This window comes from Corynebacterium sp. NML140438 (genome assembly GCF_001875725.1).
Lineage (GTDB): Bacteria > Actinomycetota > Actinomycetes > Mycobacteriales > Mycobacteriaceae > Corynebacterium.
This window is the reverse complement of the sequence record NZ_MLCQ01000022.1, coordinates 12573-35976: the sequence shown is the minus strand read 5'-3', so window position 1 is coordinate 35976 and position 23404 is coordinate 12573. Positions and strand designations below refer to the sequence as shown.

Genomic DNA, 23404 nt, shown 5'->3' with positions numbered 1-23404 from the left:
TCCTCCCCATTACCTCGGAAAGGAATACGCTATGCGGCTGAATCTTCCGCTACTCCTCGTTCCCCTCGGCGTGCTCATCGGCTGGCACCCGATCACCTTGCTCATACTTTCTGCAACCGCCGTCTACATCTATCTCCTCGATAGGAAATCAGCATGAACATCCGTATCACCGATACCGACACCGGGCGTGAACTCTGGACCGTGCAACAATGCGCCAACCACTGTGGAGTCACCGACTCCACATGGCGCTCCTACAGCAGAGCAAACAACAAACTCGGCGTACCCGGGCCTGTAACGCGCTTAACAAAGCAAACACCCCTCTGGGATGCCGAAGCAGTGAAAACCTGGCACGCACAAAGGCCAGGCAGCCCCGTCGCTGAATCCCCTGGCCGTACAGCTAAGGCATAATCACGCAGTAGTTCAGGACGTCACTCGCCGAACGCATCGGCGAGATGCACTCGGTGTTGTACTCGCGGAATGCTGCTTCGCGCTGGGTTGCGAGTCGGCGGTAGGAGTAGGTCAGTGTTGCGCCGCCACCGGCAGGGTTGACTGCGGTGTCGAAGATGAGGTTGTCGAGGATGACGGAGCTTTTGCGGAACTCATCGATGACGGTTGCGTCGTAGTCGTCTTGGGTGTTGAGCTTTGCTTGCTCAAGCGTGATAGCCATGTGGCATCACTTCCTTTCTATCGTTGAATGTTCAAGCGGGCGTCTGTGGCCTGCTGCAGTGTCATGGGGGTTGTTGCTCGCTGCGTTCCCCGCCCCTGGGAGGGGTCGACGGGTTTGCGGTCGAAGCCGAGCGCTGCTGCGAGTGCCTTTGCATCGGCGGCGAGTTCTTCTTCTGTTTCGCCACGCAGCCGATCCGCCATCTCGGCGGGGAGTTTCGCATCAGATAAGACTTTGCCGACGAGCTGTTCACGCTCACGTGCAGTTTTTTCCGCTTCGAGTTCAGCGATTCGCTCGTTGGCCTTTTCCAGGTCGGATTGTGTGCGCTCAAGCTCGGTCATCTTCTCCCGGTCGATTGCATCAAGTCGTTCCTTGTACTCGTCGCGGGCTGCTTCTGCGGCCTGGCGTTTATCGCGCTCCTCTGCGAGGTCTTTGAGCACAGCGCGTTTACTGCCACGCCCGTCAGGGTTGTCCTCCTCGTCATCGCCTGTCGCGGATTCCGAAGGCTTTTCGGCGCCACTTTCTGATTCGGCGGTGTTGGTAGGTTCTTGGGTCGTCTGCTGGGCTGGGGCGCTTCCCTGCCCGGTGGCGGTGGGTTCGCCGCCGTCTGCTTGTGCGGCAAACATTCGTACCCACGGACGTACGCGGTTGTTCATATTGTTTTCTCCTTAAAACACGAAAACCCACCGGTAGGTGGGTATGAAAAAACCCACCACGTTGGTGGTGGGTTAGAAAGTTTTCAACGATCGACTAGTGCCTGCGATATAAATCCATGTCCTCAAGTGCAGGGAAGTTTAGCGAAACCACGGGTTCGATTGCGCCAAACTCTCGTGCCAATTCAAACGCGTCCAGCACTCCTTGTTCAGAGTAGAAGTTCTCTTCGAAATAAATCGGCTCTTCGAATATCTCAAGGAACTCCTTTTTCGCTTCCGCATCTGTAACGATTTTCCCTGCACGAGCTGCATCGAGGTAAGCACGTAGAAGACGCTCTTCACGCTGAGGAGTGAGACGATTGTTGTCGGCTACCCCGAGATCATCGTTTAGTTTCTCTATCGCTTCATGAAACAGCATCTAATCTCCTTTCCACGGAGCGTCCACGAGTTCACCTTCTACTGTAATACGCCTTACATTATCTCCATAGCGAGGAAAGACTGTGGCATACCTCCACGAGTCTCGTTCTTTCGAAGATTGCTCCTGAATAATCATTTCCAGAAATTGCCGGTTACCCTGCGGGTCTACAACCCGCTTTTGCAGCAACCAACCATTGTTGTTGGTTCGCTCTAGAAAATCCGGATCATTTTGCGCCTCATCTTTAGCGTTCGCTAACCACTCAAGGAGTTGCTTCTGATTCTGCGGAGGGAAGAACGACTTCGGAGCGCTCAATTCTGCGTTAGCATGCTCTGCACGAATTTGCTTCACGGCAGCAGCTATTTCATCGGCACACTCTGCTGTGTGCCCGCCAGAGACGTACATCAACTGCTTTTTCTCAACAAAGCGAACTCTGCCTGCCTTCGTGATGTGCTCTACAGGCAATGTCGGGTCAATCTTCGGCACGATCTCCGAAAACTCTTCAAACAACGCCTGATGCCGTGCACGGGCAGTATCCGCCACCACATCACGTACCTCCGCAGGTAGAACACCCGGCCGCACCGACCGGATATAGCCGTACCGATACAACATCTCCACCCGGCGCTGCTGGTCGCCCTGCGTGCGCTTGATAATCTCCGGCACACTCAACCTCGCAATACGAGGCTTGCCCTTCACCGCCTGTTTCGACTGCCCGTAGTAGTACTGCATCGTCTTCGACCGCTGCGTCGTACCCATCCTCGTAAACGCTTGGGCAGCATCCGACATCCCACGCTTACTGTTGACCACCTGGTTGATGTCAGCACCGGCGCGAATCGCCGCAGCACCAGACTTGGTAAACACCTTGTCTTGGTCCTTAGCGCTCAACGAGTCCCAATACGCCTGCACATCGAATTGAGGCCCACTGTAGCCTTCGGTGAAGTCCTCGGGCACCGCAATCTGTGTGCAGTCACACCCTGGGTGTCGCTGAAACGGTGTATCCCAGTAACCACGCTTGCCCGCCAACACCGCACAGCGATCACAACATGGCACGTTCGCCATGCGAATGTAGAGTGTCGTCTTGGGTCGCATCAGCGTTGGGGCTAAGGACGAGCCCCGGCTGTAGTGGTGCTCCTACCTCTGGCGAGCTGCGCCTCGAAAAAGTTCCCAACCCGGGGAACCATTTTGTGTTTCAGGTCTCCTTCGGTCGACCCATGCTCACGTTTCCCCAGGTGGCGACGGCTGTCTACAAAAATAGTTCCGAAGTCAAACGATCTCCCGGGAACAATTCTGCGGTGGTACCGACTGCGGTTGCACCAGCACAGGTGCGACAAAACCCCAGGCCACAAACGACCTGGGGGTTTGTATCTTGTGGAGCTAAGGGGAATCGAACCCCTGACCTTCGCATTGCGAACGCGACGCTCTACCAACTGAGCTATAGCCCCTCGCTGGAGAAGAGGTTACTCCTCTTCTCCGCTGATGCTAAATCGCACGGGTAAGCTGGCGTTTTAGCTTGCTCGTGGGGTGCGGTTGCCGTCCTCGCGGTATGGGTAGGGGCGAGTATCCGTGGGGTCTTCGAAGATCACGGAGGATGCTTCGGGGAGGTCGGCGAAGTCGGGGTGGGCGTCGTCAAGGTCGATGGCGACGGATTCACCGTATCGACGTGGCCACTCCTGCCTGGGGTGCGTCGAATCTGCAGTGGCGACGCCAAGGCGTGCGCGGCGCAGCTGGCGCATGCGGCGTCGGTGCAGTGCGCGCTCCTGCCGGACGACGCTGCGCAGCACGACCATAAACCAGACGGTCAGGGCGACGGAGGCCGCTGGCAGGATCCATGTCCACCCGCCTGCAACGAACGCGACCACAAACGTGATCACGCAGGCGATGATGAGGCCAAGGAACGTGCGCTGACGGCGCATGAAGCGATCTTCGCGCGCTCTGCGCGCGCGGTCGGGGTCCCACCCGCCACGGCCACGGCGGGCCTCAGCGAACGCAAGGTCTTCGTCGGTGACGGCGACCTCTTCCTCTTGAGCGCCCTGCTGGTCCTCGACGTCCTCCGAGGCAATCTCTTCGACGTCCATTTCCGCCGTGACCCCGGTGTCGTATCCGAAGTCTGCTGTGGAGTAGTACGAATCCGGGATGCTTTCAGCTTCTGCTGCCGAGGCTGCCGAATCCTCCGCAGCGCTGAGCTCTACAGCCTCAGCGTCGTCGGAAGCATCGTCCAAAGCATCCTCCACTGCATCTGCAGACTCAGCCTCAGCGGTCTCGGCCTCAACCGACTCGTCCTCGGCTGGATCCGCTTCGATGACCTCGCCCTCAATGACGTTCGAGTCGGTGTCTTCTTCGGAGTCGGAGTCTTCCTGATTCTTCAAGAAGAAGTTTCGGATGACCGCGCTGTCGTCGATGAGGACTTCGCTCGCGGCGGGCTCGTGCTCGACGGCTTCGACGAGTTCCACGTCCTCGGCATCGTCGTCGTGCAGATGCACGTCCGCAGCGGTCACACGTGGACGGCGGCGGACCTCAAGAGGCTCGGTGCCGCCGGTGTGCAGGACCCGGGTCTCGTCGTATCCTTCACCGGACCGGCGAATTGGTTTGTTGTTGCCAAATACGAGTGGTGCCAGCACGATGACCCACACGACGATCATCAAGATAATGATCAAGCTCGGGCTACCCATACAGCGAAGCCACCTTCCTAAAAACTACCCACGAATCTGACCTTTAACGGTAGCGATCATTTCGGTGGTTCTGCCCGAGCCACGCCGGGGCTAGTTCATCGAATTCGGCCAGAGCGCCGCAGCCTGTCTACCGCCGAAGTCGGGTAGTCATCCTCCGTCATTGCGACGAAATAGTGGTCGCGCCAGCGGCCGTTGATATGGATGTTGCCGCGCATGAATCCTTCTTCGCGGAAGCCCACGGCCTCGAGCACGCGGCCACTGGCGGGGTTGTCTGGAAGGTAAGTTGCGGTGACCCGATGTAGGCCGACGCGGTTAATTGCGTGGTCGGTGCCCAACGCGCACGCCGCGGTGGCGATGCCGCGCCCCTGGTACGGGCTGTGTACCCAGTACCCAATCCAGCACTCGTCGACGGTTCCGCGCTGAATCCCGCCGAGCGTCAGTTGCCCAGCGAAGCGACCGTCGACCTCAATCACCATCGGCACGACAGTACCGTCGGATGCCATTTCTTTGAGCATCGTCCACTGACCTACCCAGGCGTTTTTCGTGTGGGCCGCCTCCCATGTGGAACGGATTGTCGGTTCCACGGGCTGGAGCCACTGCTGGTCGAGCACACGGGTACGACGCCACTCGCGGCCGTCTTGCAGTCGTAGTGGCCGCAGCGTGACTGTTTCCCCGCCCGGAAGCCTCACCAGCGGGGTCCGCTCCGGCCAACCAGGCGTTGGACCATGGAGCCAAGTTTCTAGCCTTCGTAGCAGACCCACCGGCTATCCCCGCTGCTGGAGGAATTCGACGTCCACTACGTCCCCAGGGCGGATCTCTACCGTGGACTCAGACAAGCGAATCATGGCGTTGGCTTCTGCGAAGCCAGCAAACAGGTGGGACGTGTCGCCACCGGCTCCTGCCAGGCCTTCAACCAGGTAGTCCCCGGTTGCTGTGTCGCGCATGAGGCGTGCCCGCACGTATCCGCGTCGCCCTGGCTGCGAGGAGATCGCGCGCATCGAGCGGGCGCGGACTACCGGGCGCTGCCATGACTGCTTCCCAAGGGCCTGGCGGATGGCTGGACGAACAATAGTTTCGGCGATCACGAGCGCCGCCGCTGGGTTCGAAGGTAGAAGGAACACGGGGATGCGTTCTTCGCCCAGTGTGCCGAAGCCCTGGACGGAACCGGGGTGCATCGCTACTCGAGTCGTGTCTATGTCCCCGAGGTCACGCAGCACTTCCTGGAGTGTCTGCGCACCCGATCCACCGACTGCGCCGGTGATCACGATCATTTCGCTGCGCCCGATAAAGCCCGCCAGCGTCTCCCGCATCTTCCGCGGCTCAGCATTCATGATGCCGACGCGGTGCACATCTGCACCCGCCTCCTCGGCGGCAGCGCCTACGACGTAGGAGGCGACGTCGACAACTTGGCCTAAGCCTGGCTCTCGGTCGAGATCAACGAGTTCCATGCCGTAACTGAGGACCGTGATTCGCGGGCGCGGGTACACCAGCACTTTGGTGCGTCCCGCAGCAGCCAGCAGGCCGATCTGTGCTGGCCCAAGTACTGTGCGGGGACGAACCGCGATGTCACCGGGTTGAATATCTGCCCCGGGTTTCCGCACGAACTCACCGCTGGCGACGGGCCGCTGTGGCGTGACGCGCTTTGTCCCCCGATCACTCCACTCCAGGGGGAGCACGGCGTCGGCAAGCGTGGGCAGCGGAGCCCCGGTTGCAACTCGTACAGCTTGACGCGGCTGCAGTCGAAGTGGTTTCTGCGAGCCGGCGGGAACTTCACCAACCACGGGCAGAGCACGGTCGGCACTTGCGCGTGGCAAGGGTTCCTGCACCGCATCGTCCCCACCTTGGCGTGGCTTGACCCGCAGGCCCGCGGACCCACCCACATCTACTGCGCGGACGGCGTAGCCGTCGATGGCTGCTTGCGAAAAGCCAGGCAACGCGCGCGCCGCCACGACTTCCTCGGCACACATCAGCCCCAGCGCGTCGTCGATCCCGACTCGGATCGGCTCGGGGGTCCGGATTGCGTCGCCAATTATGGCAAGCTGCTCATCAACACCGCGCATCAGCCACGCCTCTTTCTACGCCATTGTTAGCGTTGTCCATCACCCGTCAGTTCGGGGTGTTCGGCCTCAAAGTCGTTCATGATCTGTTTGATTGCCGTGTACAGTGCCGGCCCGTACTTCGGGTCGTGCAAACCAAAGTCCACATTAGCGGGAATGTAGCCGCCCGGGTTGCCCAAATCGTGGCGCTTCCCGTGGTGTACCACGACGTGCACAGGGTGGCCTTCTTGGATCATCAGCTCGATCGCGTCGGTAAGCTGCAGCTCTCCACCCTTGCCAGGCGTAATGCGACGCAGGGCGTCAAAAATAGCCCGGTCAAGCAAGTAGCGCCCGGTAGCCACGAGTGTCGACGGCGCGTCTTCCACCGCCGGCTTTTCCACCATGCCCTTCACGCGCTTGACCTCAACGCCGTCAATGTCCTCGTCGACGTCCTCGACATCAAACACGCCGTAGTTGAACACTTCCTCCGGCGTCACGTTGAAGGCGCACAGTACCGATCCGCCGAGCTTCTCGCGGGTGCGCACCATCTTCTCCATGACACCGGTGGGCAGCACCAGGTCGTCGGGAAGCATGACGGCGACGACGTCCTCATTGTCGTCAAGCGCTGATTCCGCGCAGCTGACCGCGTGTCCAAGCCCGAGTGGTTTCTCCTGCGTCACCGCGACGGCACTGATGAGGTCCGCGGCGCGCGCCACTTTCTTTACTTGGTCGTCCTTACCGCGTGCAGCGAGCGTCTCGCGCAGCAACTCGAACTCACCGAAGTGGCGCATGATTTCCTCTTTTGCCGGAGCTGTAACAATCGCCAGGCGGCGCGCGCCGAGCTCTGCCGCTTCTTCGGCGATCAGCTCGATACCGGGTGTGTCCACCACAGGCAGGAGTTCCTTAGGAACAGTCTTCGTAGCTGGCAAAAACCGTGTCCCCATGCCAGCCGCCGGCACCACAACGGTTTTCACGCCGCGCGACGCAGGCTGCTGAGAGGTTTCTTCGTTAGACTTCCGCATAAAGATCTACTTTACCTGTATATAGTCCGTCTACTGTTTCCGACCCGTTAGGAGGCTCCCCCACTTGCGCACCAAGCAAGCTTTCCGCGACAAGCACACCACTTTTCGACGCCACCTCGTTAGCCAACAGGAGGAAAAACTCGAGCGCGATGCCTGGATCCTCCAGCACACGCTCGACGCGTTGGAGCACTACGGCGCCATCGGCGAAGATATCAGCGCCTATCACCCTCTCGCCAGCGAACCCGGAGCCGCTGACTACCCGCTCCAACTCGCGCAACGCACAAAAACAGTGTGGCTGCCGATCTCGCTTCCCCACGGTGAGCTGCAGTGGGCAGCGTGCTCTGAGGATCAGCAACCCGGCGCGCTCGGCATTGCGGAGCCTGTTGGTTCCCGGTTTGCTAGCGATGTGCTCAAGGAATGTGCTGCGTTGGTGATCCCGGCGCTTGCGGTGGATCGCAGCGGGCAGCGCCTGGGCAAGGGTGCCGGTTACTACGACCGCGCGCTCGACCAAGTCCGCGACCATGAAGTCCCCATTATTGCGGTGGTGTTTGACGAAGAGGTCGTCGATACGCTGCCAGCGCAACCCCACGATGTGCCCGTCGATGCCATTGTGACGGACCGGACTTTCTTGCCGTTGTAGGGAACCGTTGGGCCGACGCCTGCGTCTAAACGGCATGAAGCTTGCTTCGTTACTTCGCGACCTCCGAATGCCCGGCTACCACCGCGCCGTCATGGTGCGGCGCACGATCGCAGTCACCCTGCTGCTGGTAGCCGGTACGAGCCTGCTTTTCGACGCCCGCTCCGCCGACCCGCCCGTCGCGGTTTTCGCACGCGACGTCGAAGCCGGAGCTGTACTCACAGAGGCGGACGTCGCTCTGCGCAGGCTCCCGCCATCCGTGGTTCCCGCGAACGCGCTGGGCAGTACCGAGCTTGCCGTGGGACAGGTCCTCGCCGCCGGCGCATCCGCGAATGAAGTGATCGCCAGTACGCGCCTGGTCGGCCCTGACCTCCAAGCCTCCCTACTTGGAAACGATGCCAACCCGCACGATTTCACTATGGTCCCGGTGACCTTGGCTGAGCCCGAGCTGCTTCCGATGCTGCACCACGGGGCCAGAGTAGATATCGTCGCCCCAGGTCCGAGGGTAATTGCGCGTGGCGGCAAGGTGGTGACAACAAACGAGCACGGTTCCATCTTGGTTCTACTGCAAAGCGCCGACGCAGCCAACGTTGCGGCCGCCTCCCTCACGGATCCATTAACAGTTGTATTGACCACACATTAGTTTGTTGCCTATAGTTTCAAAGTCCAAAAACTCCAACCCAACGAAGGAGACCCTAATGCTTGAGGGCTTTAAGAACTTTATTCTGCGCGGCAACGTCATTGACCTCGCAGTCGGTGTTGTCATCGGTGCTGCGTTCACCGCAGTTGTCACCGCGTTCTCGGACAACATCATCAACCCGCTGATCGCTTCCGTCGGCGGCGCTGATTACTCCGGTCTTGGCTTCCACATCATTTCCGGTAACGACGCAACCTTCCTCGACTTCGGCGCACTGATTACTGCAGCCATTAACTTCCTGCTCATCGCAGCCGTTGTTTACTTCGTGATCGTCGCGCCGATGAACAAGCTCGACGAGATGCAGAAGCGCAAGCGCGGCATCGCCGAGGACACCCCGGCTCCGACCGAGACCGAGCTGCTTACCGAGATCCGCGATTTGCTCTCCGAGAAGCCTGCACAGCAGTAGTACTGCTATTCTCCGTAATGGGGCGGGCGTTCATGCTCGTAAAAGGCTTTGCCTGTGAGCTCCGGCTCGCCGTCGCCGTCGAAATCGACACTGCGTCCGGCGTCATAGCCCGCCTGCCCAGAGGCCGCGTCACCAAAGAGTTGCGTGCGTTCAGGACTACGGTCGTACTCTGCTTCCGACCGTCGCTCCACGCGTCGCCGCTGGTGGCGCGGCTTTGTCATGTCCGTCATCGTTCCTGGTTACGCTTGCACGGAGTAGGTGTTCAGCTCACCAATCAGGTGCTGGACTAGTGGCGCGATCGTCGAAACGCCGTCGCGGATCGCCTGGCGGCTTGCGGCGAGGTTCACCACGACGGTCGAGCCAGAGACACCGCACACCCCGCGGGAGGTGCAGGCGTCGACCGCGCCACATGCCTGGCCCGACGAGCGAACCGCCTGCGCAACACCCGGCACGTTCTTGTCGATGACCGCTTTCGTCGCCTCAGGCGCCGTATCGCGCGGACCAACACCTGTGCCACCGACGGTGAGCACCAGGTCAACCCCGCCAACGACGCCGGTTTCGATCGCCTTGCGGATCTCCGCTTCGCTCGAGTTCACATGCACCACCGCATCGACGTTAAACCCGAACTCGCTGAGCAGCTCCACGAGCATGTCGCCAGTCGTGTCGCCTTCCGCAGTGTAGCGACGGTCCCCCACCAACACAGCGATGGCTGCGGGAGGAGTCGGCGTCTGCTCAGCCAACTCTGCCGCCTTCAGCGACTCTTCGTCGGGTTCCCCAACGGTGTCAAGCAAAACTTCTGTCGTTGGCATGCCAGGTCTCCTGTCGTGTCGTTGTGAAATCGCGCTGTTTCATTGCTTGCTACAAAACTTACCCGTTACTCAGGGTTACATCCACGGAATGAGAAGTTTCTTCTCCTTCGCTGAGAACTTCGAGGGTGACAACCTGGCCAAAGTCCTTCGAGCGCGTCGCTGCGATCAGCGCATCAGCTGAATCAATCAGGCGGTCATCCAACTTGGTGATCACGTCACCCTCCCGGATACCGGCCTTTTCTGCGGGGCTTCCGGGCTCAACACCCGCGACGACGGCGCCGTCGATACGGGTACCGCGAATCGACACGCGCACGCCAAGCATTGGCTGCGACGCCTTACCCGTCTCAATGAGTTGCTGCGCGACTCGCTTGGCGAAGTTTGACGGGATCGCAAACCCAAGGCCGATCGACCCCGACGACTGCTCACCACCAAAACCTCCCGCCGAGAGCGACGCGATCGCCGAGTTCATCCCGATCAAATGCCCCTGCATATCGACGAGCGGCCCACCAGAGTTACCTGGGTTAATCGCCGCATCGGTTTGCAACCCATCCATCAGCGAGCTCTCCCCACCACCCTGCGCTGCACGCACCGGACGATTCTTCGCGGAGATAATACCGCTGGTCACGGTGGCAGAAAGCCCGAGGGGCGAACCAACGGCAACGACCTGCTGGCCAACTTTCAGCTCGTCAGAGTTGCCGAAGTTGAGCACAGGGAGATTTTCGACGCCATCAACCTTCAGCACGCCAATATCCGTATTGACGTCCGAAGCCACAAACGTAGCCGAGTGCTTCGAGCCGTCATTGAACACCACTTGAATTTCCGATCGCGCCGTCGCCGCGGCACCGATCACGTGGTGGTTCGTCAAGATATACCCATCGGAAGAAATGATTGACCCAGACCCTTCCGCGATGCCATTCGGGGTTGCCACGGTAATAGACACCACCGAAGGCAGCACAGCGGCCGCGACCTGCTCAACCGAACCTTCGGGAGCTGTCTCGGGCGATGCGAGGCTCGGGTTCTCGAGTGCGTTGTAGTGCTGCTGCTCGCCGTTATCGTTCGCGGCAAGCACTGCGTATCCGGCACCGGCGCCGGCAAGCAACGACAACACTACGGACACCGCTACGGTGCCTACCCCTCGCCCGCCACGCTGCTTTTCCTGTGGCGCCGACTGCACGAACGCGGTCTCGGGAAGCGCATCGGCCGCGTAGGGGTTCGTATTTGGTTGTGATGAGTACGGGTTTGTCATGTAGAGCAGTATGCACCACGGCACTGTGGTAGCACTAAAAAGAAAACCCGTTCTCTCGCAATGTTCCCTGCGCGTTTGCTGTGTTAGCTGAGCTGGGGTTTATTCGGCAAACGCGGGATATCGAGGCCCTCATCCTCGAGGAGGATATCCTCATCCGCAGCGGGAGGCCGCCCCGGAAAAACTACACGGAAGCGAGCACCGTGATCATCGGATTCCTCAACGAAGATGCGTGCACCGTGCCTATCCATCACCTGCTTGACGATCGCCAGCCCCAAACCAGAGCCCGGCATGGCACGCGACTCCGCCGAACGATAGAAGCGCTCGAAGACCCGCTCCCGTTCCTCCGGGGCGATACCCGGGCCGGAATCATCAACGACCAACACCGCGTACTTCTTCGCCGCCCTCAACGAAATCCGAACCGTGCCGCCTTCTGGCGACCACTTCGCCGCATTATCGATCAGATTCAACGGTGCACGGCCCATCGCGAACCTGTCCCCCATGATCAACCACGGATCGGCGTTGAACTGGAACGTCACATCAGGTCGGCGACGCTCAACGCGGTGCACGGCTTCATCAAGGATCACGTCCAGGCGAATCTCCTCAAACTCGACGTTCGACGAATCCTCACGCGCTAGGTCCACCAGGTCACCGATCAGCGTCGACATTTCTGTCATCTGTGCCAGCACGTCACGCTCCAGATCGGCGCGATCCTCCGCGCTGATCTGATCCTGCCGCTCAGCGGAGTACATCATCATCAGCAACTCGATGTTGGTCCGCATAGAGGTCAGCGGCGTCTTCAGCTCATGGCCGGCATCCGCCACCAGCTGCGCCTGCCGCGTCCGCGAATCCTGCAGCGAGGCCATCATGTCGTTGAACGCGTTCGTAATACGCGCCATTTCGTCGTGCCCCTGTACCGGCAGTGGCTTCAGTTCCTTCGTCCTCGTCACTTCCTTCAGCGCCAGGTGCAACTTGCGCAGAGGGCGCATACCAGAGCTCGAAACCAGGAATGCGACCATCGTCGACACGATCCACCCCAAACTGAGCAGTACCAACAACGCCGCAGCGATACTACGCTGCAGCTGCCTCGTCGGGTCGATAGCCTTCGACAGCGCCACGACAGTACCATCATCCAGCCGGGTGACCAGCACGCGGTTGCCGTGAAGGGTTCGCGCGGAAACATCCGCCCCGTAGTTCATGCGCGCAAAATCCCCGCCCACAGGGATTTCATCGCCTACGAATCTACTAGACTCCGCGCGTGAGGCAGTAGCCAAGATATGAGGGTTGCGGCGTCGAAAAGTCTGGACTTCGGCGGCCAGCTCCTCATCGCTGGACATTTCCTGCGAGTCATACGCGAGCATGGCCCCCTGTGTACGCAGATCATTGTCCATCATGCCAATAATCGACGTCGACGCCGCCCAATAGCTCACGGAAGCAGTGACCAAAAGCGTGAGCGCCACAAGCACACCCGTCAAAACAGCAAGCTGCTGACGAAGCGTCATCTCCGAGCCCAGGTACGCGCCCCGAATGTAGGTATCGAACAGGATCGTCGGCAAGTTAGGGCGCGGTGGTTCCTGATCCTTCCGAGTGGTCGCTCCGGAAGCATCCTCTGTTTCGAGGGAAATTCCCGTGGTGCGTTCAAAGTGAGTCGCCGACTGGCGCAACATCACAGCGCGGTCTCCCGCAGTACATACCCAACCCCGCGGACCGTATGGATCAGGCGTGGCTCTCCGCCCGCCTCAGTCTTCTTACGCAGGTACCCGATGTAGACCTCCAACGCGTTACCGGAAGTTGGGAAATCGTACCCCCACACCTCTTCAAGGATCTGCTGACGCGACAGCACCTTGCGGGGATTCTCGATCAGCACCAGTAGCAGAGCGAACTCTGTTCGCGTCAGTGAAATGGCACGGCCTCCGCGGAAGACGTCACGGGTGTCAGTCTCCACCGAGAGGTCCTCAAACTCGTACCGGGTCTTCGGCGCCGACTGCGATTGGATAGCGTCTGCCTGCGCGCGGCGCAGCAGCGAGCGAACTCGGGCCAACAGCTCCTCAAGCGCGAACGGCTTCGGCAAGTAGTCATCGGCACCCGCATCCAAGCCAGCAACACGATCGGCAACTCCGTCTCGTGCGGTCAGCATCAGAATCGGGCGGTCATACCCAGATGACCGCAGCGTACGGCACACTCCCAACCCATCAAGCTTCGGCATCATCACATCCAAGATGGTCAGATCAGGCTTTTCCTCACGGATCATATCGAGAGCCTCCTCGCCGTCGGAAGCGAGCAGCACGTCATATCCGTTGAAACGAAGGGACCGTCGCAAGGAGTCACGAACGGCTTGCTCATCATCGGCAACAAGAATCTTCATACGCCTATTATTGCGTATCTAAGAGACTTTTAACACCGGACTGACAGAAAGACGGAAAAGCCGGGCCCGATGGGCCCGGCAAACGCATATTTCTGAGATGCGTTAGAACTGCTCGACGTCAATCAAGCCAGCCTGCGCTGCCTTGAGCAAACGGCGTGGGATGCGCACTTCCTGACCGTCGACCTTTGCGGTGATCAGCGGCGCGTTGTCAGCCTTCCACTGCGAACGACGCATACGGGTGTTCGCGCGGGACTTCTTAAACTTAGGGGTTGCCATTGTTGTTTCTCCTTACGCCCTATTTTGCGGTCTTCTTCTTGCGGCGAGCCATGCCACCGAAGCGCTGGTTGAACTTCTCAACACGGCCAGCGGTGTCCATGAGACGCTGTGCGCCGGTCCAGAATGGGTGGGACTCTGCGGTCACATCGACGACGATGAGCGGGTACTCGTTGCCGTCTTCCCAAGTGTCGGTACGGTCGGAGGTCTTGGTGGAGCGCGTCAGGAACTTGTGGCCCGTGTTCGCGTCCTGGAAGATTACCGGGTGGTAATCCGGATGGATATCCTTCTTCATATGTAAGTTCGTCTCCCTCAGGATTGATACTTCAGGTCGGTTCCCATTGGAGGGATCGTGCCTGAGTTGGGTGCGAATGATTTCGTGCACGCCCAGCTGATCACTGGACAACTTGGGACATATTACAGGCAGAATCCACTTTCGCATAATCACGAGCCGCGAATGCCATCAATATACAACCGGTGGGTGCACGAAATGGAATTAGGCATTTCCCTACCAGACGTGTATTGTTGACTCTCGCTGTTGTCGAAGTACACGTATACGCCTACGTCAACCGATTACTCAGATACTTTTGAGCGGACCCTCACTCCGCGTTTCCGTATCTAACGTTTCAGTGATCAGTGCGTGGGCGGCAGAAGAGAAAGAAGTCAACCCATGTCGGCACATTGCCAGGTCACGGGACGGAAGCCACAGTTTGGCAAGACCGTCTCCCACTCGCACCGCCGCCACTCGCGTCGTTGGAACCCCAACGTACAGAAGCGCCGGTTCTACCTGCCCTCTGAGGGCCGTACCATCACTCTGACCGTTTCCACGAAGGGTCTGAAAGTCATTGACCGCGACGGAATTGAGTCCGTCGTCGCAAAGATCCGTGCACGAGGTGAGAAGATCTAATGGCACGCAACGATATTCGCCCGATCATCAAGCTGAAGAGCACTGCGGGCACAGGTTTCACCTATGTCACCCGTAAGAACAAGCGCAACAACCCAGACCGTATCTCCCTGAAGAAGTACGACCCGGTTGTTCGCAAGCACGTCGAATTCCGCGAGGAGCGATAAGTTATGGCTAAAAAGTCGAAGATCGCCAAGAACGAAAAGCGCAAGGAGATTGTGGCTCGCTACGCTGAGCGTCGCAACGAGCTGAAGGCAATCATCCGCAACCCGGAGACCTCTGACGAGGACCGTCTGGACGCTCAGTTTGAGCTGAACCGCCAGCCTCGCGACGCCTCCCCTGTTCGCGTGCGCAACCGCGACTCCCGCGATGGTCGCCCACGTGGTTACCTCCGCAAGTTCGGTATTTCCCGTGTCCGTATGCGCGAGATGGCTCACCGCGGTGAGCTGCCTGGCGTCCGTAAGTCTTCGTGGTAAGGAGGATGACCAATGAAGCGCAATAACAACCATCGCAAGGCGCGCATGGAGCAGTCCCGCCGCCCGAAGAAGAACCCGTTGAAGGCAAAGGGCATCGAGAAGGTCGACTACAAGGACCTTGACACCCTTCGTCTGTTCATCTCTGACCGTCACAAGATCCGTTCCCGTCGTGTTACCGGTCTTTCGCCACAGCAGCAGCGTGAAGTTGCTACCGCGGTGAAGAACGCACGCGAGATGGCTCTTCTGCCGTTCACCAGCCGCTAAACACCGGTTGACGATAACAGCGTAGAGTTTTCGACGAACTCCCGCCCTGGTCTCCAGGAGCGGGAGTTTTTTCATGCTCTGCTCACCACGGCGCAGGGCATACATAGCAAAAAGGCCCCCACGATCGTGAAGGCCTTCCCGCGAAACAGGGCTACGCGGTACTAAGTACTAGTGCGCAAAGTGGCGCGTCCCAGTCACGTACATTGCGACGCCGGCTTCTTCCGCGGCCTGAATGACTTCCTCGTCGCGGATTGAGCCGCCAGGCTGCACGACGGCGCGAACACCAGCGTCTGCCAGGATCTGGAATCCGTCTGCGAATGGGAAGAAAGCGTCAGAGGCGGCGACGGCACCGTTGGTGCGGTTGCGGCCCTCGTCAAGGGAGTTGGCGCGGTCGACCGCGAGCTTCGCGGAGTCGACGCGGTTGACCTGACCCATGCCGATGCCGACGGTCGCGCCGTCGTGAGCGACCAGGATCGCGTTGGACTTCACGCAGCGCACAGCGCGCCAAGCGAACACGAGGTCTGCCATGGTTGCATCGTCGACGGCCTGGCCTGCCACGAGCTTCCAGTTTTCTGGGTTATCACCCTCGGCTTGGAAAGCGTCGCGCTCCTGGAGGAGGAACCCGCCGGAGATCTGCTTGATCTCTTCCGTGTCCTGGCCTGGTTCCACTTCGAGGATGCGCAGGTTCTTCTTGGTCTGCAGCAGTTCGAGCGCATCCGGCGCGTAGGAAGGTGCGATGATGACCTCGGTGAAGATTGGCTTGACCTGCTCCGCGAGCTCGAGTGTTACCTCGCGGTTGGTTGCGATGACGCCACCGTAGGCCGACACCGGGTCGCAGGCATGCGCCTTGCGGTGTGCATCAGCGATGGATACCTCGGACACCGCAACGCCGCAGGGGTTGGCGTGCTTAATAATCGCGACGCATGGCTCTTCGTGGTCCCAGGCGGCGCGCCACGCGGCGTCGGCATCCTGGTAGTTGTTGTAGCTCATTTCTTTGCCGCCGTACTGGGTGGCGTCGGCAAGGCCCCAGCCTTCGTTGATGACGCTTGCTGCTTGGTGCGGGTTCTCACCGTAGCGCAGCGCGCCGTCCTCGTCATCGCCGAGCTGTTCTGCGAACCAGTCCGCGACTGCGGCGTCGTACTCTGCGGTGTGGGCGAACGCTGCGGCGGCGAGTTCGCGACGCTGCTCGAGTGTGAAGCCGCCCTGCTCGACCGCTTCTTGCGCCAGCTGGTACTGCTCCGGCGAGGTCAGGATGGCCACTGAAGGGTGGTTCTTTGCTGCAGCGCGGACCATGGAGGGCCCGCCGATGTCGATCTGCTCGACGCACTCATCGAACTCGGCGCCGGATGCAACCGTTTCCTCAAACGGGTACAAGTTGACCACAACGAGTTCGAACGGTGCTACCCCAAGCTCCTCGAGCTGCTGCTTGTGGCTATCCTTACGAAGGTCGGCCAAGATGCCAGCGTGGACGTGGGGGTGCAGGGTCTTCACACGCCCCTCAAGCACCTCTGGAAATCCGGTGACTTCCGATACTTCGGTGACGGGCACACCGCTTGCGGCGATCTTTTTTGCGGTCGAACCGGTAGAGACAATTTCCACACCGGCCGAGTGGAGCGCCTGGGCCAGCGGCTCAAGATCGGTCTTGTCGTACACGCTGACGAGCGCTCGACGAATTGGTGTGCGTTCGTTGTTCATTCGAAAGTGACCTTTCCTTCATGTATCGAGGCAGAAGCTAGGAGTTCAGTAACTTGGAGTCGTTCTTCCTGCTTGATGCGTTCGTGCAGCGAGGATTCTGTATCTCCTGGATGCACCAGCACAGGGCGTTGCGCAATGATCCGGCCGGTATCCATTCCGTCGTCAACGTAGTGGACGGTGCAGCCGGTGACTTTCACTCCGTAGTTGAGCGCGTCGCGCACCGCATGCGCCCCCGGGAACGCAGGCAAGAGCGAGGGGTGAGTGTTAATGGTTTTACCTTCGTAGACGTCCAGGAACGGGCGCCCCAAAATGCGCATGAACCCTGCGGAAACAACAAGGTCCGGGCTGCAGCTGGAGACGGTTTCCGCGAGGCGAGCATTCCACGCATCGCGGTCCTTTTCCATTTCTACGATTGCAGTCGGAATGCCCGCGTTTTTCGCCCGTTCGATGGCAGGACACACTTGGTCGGCAACGACAAGGTCAATCCGGTACGCATCTGGGTGGTCATCCTGGTAATTCATGATCGCCCGCAAGAGCGTTCCAGTACCAGAAACGAGGACGGCTATAGATAAAGCTTTCTCAGCACTCACGGTTCATCAGTGTAGTCATTCTTCTTCCACATGTGAGCGGTTCAGGAAAGTTCGCGCGAATCGCACAAGCCACACCAGCCCGCCAACCCCTATGGTCCACATAAAAATGAACAGCACCGCCGAGGAGACGTCTGGCCCAATGATGCCGTAAGCGCCGGCACTCCCCCGCGCGAGCAGCAGGCAGCAGGCAAACATCGCTGCAGTCCACGAGCCGATTGCGGCCACTTCCACCATTGTCGACGGCCTACGCACGAAGAACCCAAGCAGGATGATCACGGGTGCAGCAAGCAAAGCAGCGGCCCACGGGGCGACCGTAGCGGGGACCGCGGCGAAGAGCGGGAATGGGGGGAGGGGGACGGAGAGGACGTCGAAAAGCGAGACCTCTCCACTGCCGATGTGGAAGGAACCGCCGAGCAGCACTGCTAGCACCCCGATTGCGGCATTAGGAAGATACAGAATACTAAGGAGGGTCAGCATGCAGACGCTCCCCCACCCCGAGTTCGGGTATGCGCCGTAAGCGGTGGCGACGTTTTGGTAACGGGCAGCGAGCAGCACCAGCAGGACCAATACACTGCCCGCACCGAGGAAGAGCAGGAGCATGCTCGAAGCCCGAGCCGTATCGACGACCACCACGGGCACTCGCACTGTGGAGGCCAGCGCCTGCCAGAGCACGTGCCGAATGCCGAACAGGAACCCAATCACGTGGATACACGGTGGCAGCAGGAGCGCCTGCCACACCGGCGGCGGCTCGATGGCGAAGACTGCCGAAGCGTCGGTGACCATAAACAACGCCATCGCGCTCACCAACAGGGGCAGCACCACCACGAGAGCTGCAATGGCCACGAGGTCGAGGATACTGACTTGTTTCGCCGTCGCGGCGCGTACGCGCCAAGCGATGAGGGCTGCGACCCCGATGGCGGGGAGCAACGGCACCTGCGACAGATATACCCCGTCGATTGTGAGGGAGACGCCGTGAAGCGCGAACCACGTCTGCCCGATTGTCGCAGGCAGGTACGCGGTCTTCCACCCCCCAATCAGTAGCGTTGCCGCGCAGATCGCGACAATACCGAGCACGACATCGAGCGTTGGGATACCTATATAAGGAAGGTAGGTCCGAAGGCGCGTCTTCCATGTGCGCTGCTCAGGCGTATCGGGTTCCGGCTGACGGCTGCCACGCATACTTTTCGACGTCCACTTCATGCCACGCCCTGCGCTACCCAGGAAGCCGTGGCCGCTGCCTCGCGAGGGGCGTGCCACCGGTGATGTTTGCGGTCTTGTTTTCTTCGACATTGCGCCTTATATTGCCATTGATTGACAGTTTCCTACCGTTCGACACTACCGCATTCGGGTGCCTGCCTGGCGTTTTATGGGCTGTAACGTAATACACAAAGAAAACGATTAAGAAATACTCAGATTCTAGCTTGCCTTAGCGCGATCGATTCGTTACAGTTACCTCTCGTAGATAACAGGAAGGTTACAAACGTTACAGTTCTGTAACCAACGGGAAGTCTAAAGAGGGTCCATGCTCCACTCCACAAAATCGGCAGGCAAGCACCGTAAGCAGTCCCCCAACAAGGGGCGCGTCGCAATGGTTGCCGTTGCCACTGGCGCCGTGTCCACCGCCGGACTCTCGGGCGCGGCCGCAGCCGCGCTTCAGGGCGATGGAGCACAGGCAGGCAGCTACACCCTCGCCGCAGACAGCGATCAGCTCACGGCGCTGACCGATGAAGCCGCACCACAGATCCTCGCTATCGCGGAATACAAGCCGGTAGAGAACCTGACAGATCAGCTTGTGAAAGCAGTTGCACACTCTGAAGAGGTCGCGCGTGCCGACGAAGCTGCCCGTGCGCCCCTGGTAGTGAAGCCTGCTGAGGGCGTGTTCACCTCTGGCTTTGGCCCACGCTGGGGTTCTTTCCACTCCGGCGTCGACATTGCCAACGTGAATGGCACCCCAATCCTGGCCGTCATGGACGGCACCGTCATCAACTCCGGTCCGGCACAGGGCTACGGCAATTGGATCCGCATCCGCCACGAAGATGGATCCGTTTCCGTATACGGCCACATGGATTCCCTCTACGCATCCGTTGGCCAGGTTGTGCACGCCGGTGAACTCATTGCAGGCATGGGTAGCCAGGGCTTCTCGACAGGTTCCCACCTACACTTCGAGATCCATCCAGACGGCAACACCCCTGTTGATCCTGCAACGTGGCTCGCAGAGCGTGGCATTCAGCTCTAATCCCAACCTTTCCAACCGCCGTGGTCCGTACATGGTCCACGGCGGTTTTTGATATTCCGACACACCGAACGGGGGTACAGAGGGCCACCCCCACCACCAACCACATTGGCAACATCACTCCCATCAGTCACATCTATTACAGGCGCGCAGCCTGCTGGTTTCCGGAAGTTCCAAGCCTATTCGAACATACTTTTCCCTCTCTACCTGCAGTAACGCATTGCCAAGCCTCCAAGAGGTGACTAAGTTGTGTCGCTGTATGTGGCTGCAGCGTGGCCACCCGGATATTTTGTAGAAAAGGTTGCTTCCCCGTATGAATCGCACAGTACTTTCGGCGCTTGCCGTCGCGACTGCATCCATGCTTACCCTTACCGCTTCCCCTGCGAACGCTGTAGGCCTCACGCTCAATGGCGCCCCGATAGACCACAACCAGGCTGCGAAAGCGGTTGCCCAGGCAGCAGACACGATTCTTGACAGCGGTGCCACCCTCCGCGTCGGCGACTACTCGCTCGTCTACGACCCCCGCGTCGTGCAAGAGAAGCTTGGCCTCTCCTTCCAGCAGGAAGGTTCCAACGACGGAGTGCGCTACCAGCGCGGCCGCACCGCCGATGGCCGCACGGTAGTCACCCCGGCAACGGGCACGTTTACGTCCGGGTTCGGCCCACGTTGGGGCACAGTCCACCAGGGAATCGACATCGCAAACAACCTTGGCTCGCCGATCTACGCCGTGATGGACGGCACCGTCATCAACGCCGGCCCGGCCCAGGGCTTCGGCAACTGGGTCGTGATCAAGCACGACGGCGGCGAAGTCTCCGTATACGGCCACATGGCGGTCTACAACGTCAGCGTCGGCCAGCGCGTGACGGCCGGCCAGCAGATCGCGCAGATCGGCAACGAAGGCTTTTCCACCGGCCCGCACCTCCACTTCGAGATCCACCCAGATGGTGTGACACCAGTAGACCCTGTGCCATGGTTCGCGCAGGCAGGTATCCGCATCCAGTAGTTAGAGCTTTTCCATCGGGACTCCGCCGATCAGCATCAGGCGGACTGTCCCGGAGGACCCGAAGTCAATCGTCACTGTTTCGCGCACGCCGGTGCCATCGACGGCGAGCACGGTACCCAGGCCGTACTTCGCATGGTTGACCCGGTCCCCGACGGCGAGCTGTAGGTCTTTGTTCACCTTTGCCCTGCTGCTACCGCCACGCGACTGGGAACGCCCAAACCCGCTACCGCGGCTGCGTCCACCAGTCGACCACGGGGACTGCGACACGCCCGAAGAATACTCGGGTTCCTCCCGCTTCCAATCGATGAGCTCCTGCGGGATCTCTCCAAGGAACCGGCTGGCAGGGTTGGTCATCGGGCTCCCCCACGAGGAGCGCAGCATCGCGCGCGTCAGATATAGGCGCTTGCGTGCACGGGTAATGCCGACGTACGCAAGGCGACGCTCTTCGGCGAGCTCCGCTGGATCACCGAGGGCGCGCAAGTGCGGGAACTGCCCGTCTTCCCACCCGGTGACGAACACGACGGGAAACTCAAGCCCCTTCGCAGTGTGCAGCGTCATCAACGTGACCACGCCCTGATCGTTTTCGGGCAGCTGGTCTGCATCGGCGACGAGCGCCACCTTCTCCAGGAAGGCCTGCAGGGTCCCCGGCAACGGTTCACCCTCGTCGAAAATCTCCGAGATTTCCTCGTCGCTTAAGTACGCCAGCTGCAGGGCCGACTCCGAGGAGTACTCGCGCGCGACGGACACCAACTCGTTCAGGTTGTCCAGGCGCGTCGCATCCTGCGGGTCGTTCGACTGCTCCAGCTGGGCCTTGTACCCGGTGACGTCCAGAATTGTGGAGACCAGCTCGCCGAGGTCAGCGTTCCCCGAATCCCGATTCTGGCCCGCTGCCATTCCCTCGCGTAGCTCATCCATCATGACGACAAAGCCCTTGATGGCGTTCTTCGCTCGGGTGCCAAGCGCTTCGATGCCGCCGTCGGCCGCCACCCGCAACGCCTGGCCGAAGCTCACCGAGTAGGTCTGCGCGTACAGCGCCACCGTGGACTGCGCCTTGTCGCCGATCGCTCGCTTAGGCTCATTGATGATCCGGCGCAGACTCACCGTATCGTCCGGGTTTTCCAGCGCCTTGAGGTAGGCCACGATGTCGCGAACTTCTTTGCGCTCATAGAAGCGCGTGCCGCCGACCACCTTATACGGAATCCCGGTGCGGATGAAGATGTCCTCCAGCGCACGCGACGCATTGTTGGTCCGGTACATGATCGCCATGTCGGAGTACGGCACGCCGCTATCGGAGAGCCGGTCGATCTCGCCCGCGATAAATTTAGCCTCGTCGTGTTCGTTGTCCGCGACGTAGCCGACAATCTGGTCGCCGGTGCCGTGGTCTGTCCACAGCTTCTTCGGGCGCCGCCCCGTGTTCTGGGAAATGACCGCGTTGGCGGCGTCCAGGATTGTTTGCGTCGAGCGGTAGTTTTGCTCCAGCACGATGGTGGTTGCGTCGGGATAGTCGCGCTCAAACTCCTCGATGTTGCGGATCGTCGCGCCACGGAACGCGTAGATGGACTGGTCGGAGTCGCCCACCACGGCAAGCTCAGAGGCGTCAGGCCCCTTGCCCACCAGGGTGTGGATGAGCTCGTATTGCGCATGGTTCGTGTCCTGGTACTCGTCCACGAGTACGTGGCGAAAGCGGCGTCGATAATAATCCGCGACCTGCGGGTGTTCCTTGAAGATCCGCACGACTTCCCCGATGAGGTCGTCGAAGTCGACGGCGTTGGCGGCGCGCAGGCGGCGCTGGTATTCGGCAAACACCTTGGCCACGGTGGTGTCGAAAGGATTGTGGGTGCGCTGCGCGTCGTCGGCCGCCTGTTGCTCGTCGATGAGCTCGTTTTTGAGGTTCGAGATCGCGTTCGCAAGCACCCGGGGAGCAAACTTCTTCAGGTCGAGATTGTTCTCCTTCGCAATCATCGAGAGCAGGCGGCGGGAATCGTCAGCGTCATAAATACTGAAGTTCGTGTTCAGTCCAGGGACGAGTTGGGCCTGCTGGCGAAGGATCCGCACGCAGATCGAGTGGAAGGTTGCCACCCACATCCGCTCTGTTTGCGGCCCGATGAGCGCCTCGACGCGCTCTTTCATCTCCGCGGCAGCCTTGTTGGTAAATGTGATCGCCAGGACCTGCCAGGGCGCAACGCCTCGCTCCTGCAACAAGAATGCGATGCGCCTGGTCAGCACTGCGGTTTTGCCGGAACCAGCGCCCGCGACAATCAAGAGTGGAGAGCCGCTGTGGCGCACGGCGGCTTCCTGTTGGGGGTTGAGTCCTAGCGTCAGATCATTCATGTCACACACCCTAACGCAC

29 protein-coding genes and 1 tRNA gene are annotated in these 23404 nt (G+C 60.1%); 10 read left to right on the top strand and 20 right to left on the bottom strand.

Going from position 1 to position 23404, the window contains the following annotated elements; translation table 11 throughout:
- The first annotated feature begins 31 nt into the window (after positions 1-31).
- Positions 32-157: a hypothetical protein gene (locus tag BJP08_RS11880; RefSeq protein ID WP_255364793.1), complete on the top strand. Its 126-nt coding sequence runs from the start codon at positions 32-34 to the stop codon at positions 155-157.
- Positions 158-397: 240 nt separating this feature from the next.
- Here BJP08_RS11880 and BJP08_RS07040 read toward each other — a convergent pair whose 3' ends face one another.
- The 9 genes from BJP08_RS07040 to BJP08_RS07000 form a co-directional block, all read right to left on the bottom strand.
- Positions 398-667 (bottom strand): hypothetical protein, encoded by a 270-nt coding sequence (locus BJP08_RS07040; protein ID WP_255364792.1) that lies wholly within the window; start codon positions 665-667, stop codon positions 398-400.
- Positions 668-684: 17 nt separating this feature from the next.
- Positions 685-1320, bottom strand: coding sequence for a DUF4355 domain-containing protein (locus BJP08_RS07035; protein ID WP_143110045.1), 636 nt, complete (start codon positions 1318-1320; stop codon positions 685-687).
- A 94-nt stretch (positions 1321-1414) separates the two neighbouring features.
- Positions 1415-1735 carry a hypothetical protein gene (locus BJP08_RS07030; RefSeq protein WP_071568924.1) on the bottom strand — a complete coding sequence of 107 codons (321 nt, stop codon included), beginning with the start codon at positions 1733-1735 and terminating at the stop codon, positions 1415-1417.
- Positions 1736-2683 carry a hypothetical protein gene (locus tag BJP08_RS07025; protein ID WP_071568923.1) on the bottom strand — a complete coding sequence of 316 codons (948 nt, stop codon included), beginning with the start codon at positions 2681-2683 and terminating at the stop codon, positions 1736-1738.
- A 418-nt stretch (positions 2684-3101) separates the two neighbouring features.
- Positions 3102-3174 (bottom strand) — tRNA-Ala (locus tag BJP08_RS07020).
- A 63-nt stretch (positions 3175-3237) separates the two neighbouring features.
- Positions 3238-4401 (bottom strand): gephyrin-like molybdotransferase receptor GlpR, encoded by a 1164-nt coding sequence (glpR, locus tag BJP08_RS07015; protein WP_071568922.1) that lies wholly within the window; start codon positions 4399-4401, stop codon positions 3238-3240.
- Between the two features lie 95 nt (positions 4402-4496).
- Positions 4497-5090, bottom strand: coding sequence for a GNAT family N-acetyltransferase (locus BJP08_RS07010; RefSeq protein WP_369816409.1), 594 nt, complete (start codon positions 5088-5090; stop codon positions 4497-4499).
- Between the two features lie 75 nt (positions 5091-5165).
- Complete coding sequence (gene glp, locus BJP08_RS07005; protein WP_071568921.1) at positions 5166-6461, bottom strand: gephyrin-like molybdotransferase Glp; 1296 nt, start codon at positions 6459-6461, stop codon at positions 5166-5168.
- A gap of 26 nt (positions 6462-6487) precedes the next feature.
- A complete protein-coding gene (locus BJP08_RS07000; protein ID WP_071568920.1) occupies positions 6488-7459 on the bottom strand; it encodes a UTP--glucose-1-phosphate uridylyltransferase in 972 nt (323 codons plus the stop codon).
- A gap of 64 nt (positions 7460-7523) precedes the next feature.
- Between BJP08_RS07000 and BJP08_RS06995 the strand changes: the two genes are divergently transcribed.
- Genes BJP08_RS06995 through mscL form a run of 3 tightly spaced genes read left to right on the top strand, consistent with a single transcriptional unit; the run spans position 7524 to position 9199 of the window.
- On the top strand, positions 7524-8099 hold the full coding sequence (locus tag BJP08_RS06995; RefSeq protein WP_071568919.1) for a 5-formyltetrahydrofolate cyclo-ligase: 576 nt from the start codon (positions 7524-7526) through the stop codon (positions 8097-8099).
- A gap of 34 nt (positions 8100-8133) precedes the next feature.
- Positions 8134-8739, top strand: a complete 606-nt coding sequence (locus tag BJP08_RS06990; protein ID WP_071568918.1) for an SAF domain-containing protein — start codon at positions 8134-8136, stop codon at positions 8737-8739.
- 55 nt (positions 8740-8794) lie between these two features.
- Positions 8795-9199, top strand: coding sequence for a large-conductance mechanosensitive channel protein MscL (gene mscL, locus BJP08_RS06985; protein WP_071568917.1), 405 nt, complete (start codon positions 8795-8797; stop codon positions 9197-9199).
- A gap of 5 nt (positions 9200-9204) precedes the next feature.
- On the opposite strand, the gene BJP08_RS06980 is transcribed toward mscL, so the two are convergent.
- The 7 genes from BJP08_RS06980 to BJP08_RS06950 form a co-directional block, all read right to left on the bottom strand.
- Positions 9205-9420 carry a hypothetical protein gene (locus BJP08_RS06980; protein ID WP_255364791.1) on the bottom strand — a complete coding sequence of 72 codons (216 nt, stop codon included), beginning with the start codon at positions 9418-9420 and terminating at the stop codon, positions 9205-9207.
- An 18-nt stretch (positions 9421-9438) separates the two neighbouring features.
- Positions 9439-10008, bottom strand: a complete 570-nt coding sequence (locus tag BJP08_RS06975; protein WP_071568915.1) for a molybdenum cofactor biosynthesis protein B — start codon at positions 10006-10008, stop codon at positions 9439-9441.
- Between the two features lie 58 nt (positions 10009-10066).
- Positions 10067-11254: a S1C family serine protease gene (locus BJP08_RS06970; RefSeq protein WP_083428456.1), complete on the bottom strand. Its 1188-nt coding sequence runs from the start codon at positions 11252-11254 to the stop codon at positions 10067-10069.
- Positions 11255-11337: 83 nt separating this feature from the next.
- Positions 11338-12918 carry a HAMP domain-containing sensor histidine kinase gene (locus tag BJP08_RS06965; RefSeq protein WP_071568914.1) on the bottom strand — a complete coding sequence of 527 codons (1581 nt, stop codon included), beginning with the start codon at positions 12916-12918 and terminating at the stop codon, positions 11338-11340.
- The gene (locus BJP08_RS06960) at positions 12918-13616 is read right to left on the bottom strand and encodes a response regulator transcription factor (protein WP_071568913.1); all 699 of its coding nucleotides are present in this window, start codon (positions 13614-13616) and stop codon (positions 12918-12920) included. Before BJP08_RS06960 ends, BJP08_RS06965 begins: the two co-directional genes overlap by 1 nt.
- Positions 13617-13718: 102 nt before the next feature.
- Positions 13719-13892 carry a 50S ribosomal protein L32 gene (rpmF, locus tag BJP08_RS06955; RefSeq protein ID WP_070362826.1) on the bottom strand — a complete coding sequence of 58 codons (174 nt, stop codon included), beginning with the start codon at positions 13890-13892 and terminating at the stop codon, positions 13719-13721.
- 19 nt (positions 13893-13911) lie between these two features.
- Positions 13912-14184, bottom strand: coding sequence for a type B 50S ribosomal protein L31 (locus BJP08_RS06950; protein ID WP_038589209.1), 273 nt, complete (start codon positions 14182-14184; stop codon positions 13912-13914).
- 375 nt (positions 14185-14559) lie between these two features.
- Between BJP08_RS06950 and rpmB the strand changes: the two genes are divergently transcribed.
- From rpmB to rpsR, 4 genes are read left to right on the top strand one after another with little or no spacing between them, the layout of a single operon-like run.
- The gene (gene rpmB / locus BJP08_RS06945) at positions 14560-14796 is read left to right on the top strand and encodes a 50S ribosomal protein L28 (RefSeq protein WP_070362827.1); all 237 of its coding nucleotides are present in this window, start codon (positions 14560-14562) and stop codon (positions 14794-14796) included.
- Positions 14796-14960: a 50S ribosomal protein L33 gene (rpmG, locus tag BJP08_RS06940; RefSeq protein WP_070362828.1), complete on the top strand. Its 165-nt coding sequence runs from the start codon at positions 14796-14798 to the stop codon at positions 14958-14960. The genes rpmB and rpmG overlap by 1 nt, the downstream gene beginning before the upstream one ends.
- 3 nt (positions 14961-14963) lie before the next feature.
- Positions 14964-15269 (top strand): 30S ribosomal protein S14, encoded by a 306-nt coding sequence (gene rpsN / locus BJP08_RS06935; protein WP_070362829.1) that lies wholly within the window; start codon positions 14964-14966, stop codon positions 15267-15269.
- A gap of 12 nt (positions 15270-15281) precedes the next feature.
- Positions 15282-15533, top strand: a complete 252-nt coding sequence (gene rpsR, locus BJP08_RS06930) for a 30S ribosomal protein S18 (RefSeq protein WP_070362830.1) — start codon at positions 15282-15284, stop codon at positions 15531-15533.
- A 168-nt stretch (positions 15534-15701) separates the two neighbouring features.
- On the opposite strand, the gene purH is transcribed toward rpsR, so the two are convergent.
- The 3 genes from purH to BJP08_RS06915 are packed head-to-tail and all read right to left on the bottom strand — an operon-like array spanning position 15702 to position 18997.
- Positions 15702-17228, bottom strand: coding sequence for a bifunctional phosphoribosylaminoimidazolecarboxamide formyltransferase/IMP cyclohydrolase (gene purH, locus BJP08_RS06925; protein ID WP_071568912.1), 1527 nt, complete (start codon positions 17226-17228; stop codon positions 15702-15704).
- Positions 17225-17818 (bottom strand): phosphoribosylglycinamide formyltransferase, encoded by a 594-nt coding sequence (gene purN, locus BJP08_RS06920; protein WP_071568911.1) that lies wholly within the window; start codon positions 17816-17818, stop codon positions 17225-17227. The genes purH and purN overlap by 4 nt, the downstream gene beginning before the upstream one ends.
- 15 nt (positions 17819-17833) lie before the next feature.
- On the bottom strand, positions 17834-18997 hold the full coding sequence (locus BJP08_RS06915; RefSeq protein WP_143110044.1) for a DUF6350 family protein: 1164 nt from the start codon (positions 18995-18997) through the stop codon (positions 17834-17836).
- A 343-nt stretch (positions 18998-19340) separates the two neighbouring features.
- Between BJP08_RS06915 and BJP08_RS06910 the strand changes: the two genes are divergently transcribed.
- Both BJP08_RS06910 and BJP08_RS06905 read left to right on the top strand, forming a co-directional pair.
- Positions 19341-20054, top strand: a complete 714-nt coding sequence (locus BJP08_RS06910) for a M23 family metallopeptidase (protein ID WP_071568909.1) — start codon at positions 19341-19343, stop codon at positions 20052-20054.
- Between the two features lie 310 nt (positions 20055-20364).
- Complete coding sequence (locus BJP08_RS06905) at positions 20365-21054, top strand: M23 family metallopeptidase (protein WP_071568908.1); 690 nt, start codon at positions 20365-20367, stop codon at positions 21052-21054.
- On the opposite strand, the gene pcrA is transcribed toward BJP08_RS06905, so the two are convergent.
- Entirely contained in the window at positions 21055-23385 is a 2331-nt protein-coding gene (gene pcrA, locus BJP08_RS06900; RefSeq protein WP_071568907.1) for a DNA helicase PcrA, read from the bottom strand. It lies immediately after the preceding gene.
- Positions 23386-23404 lie beyond the last annotated feature (19 nt).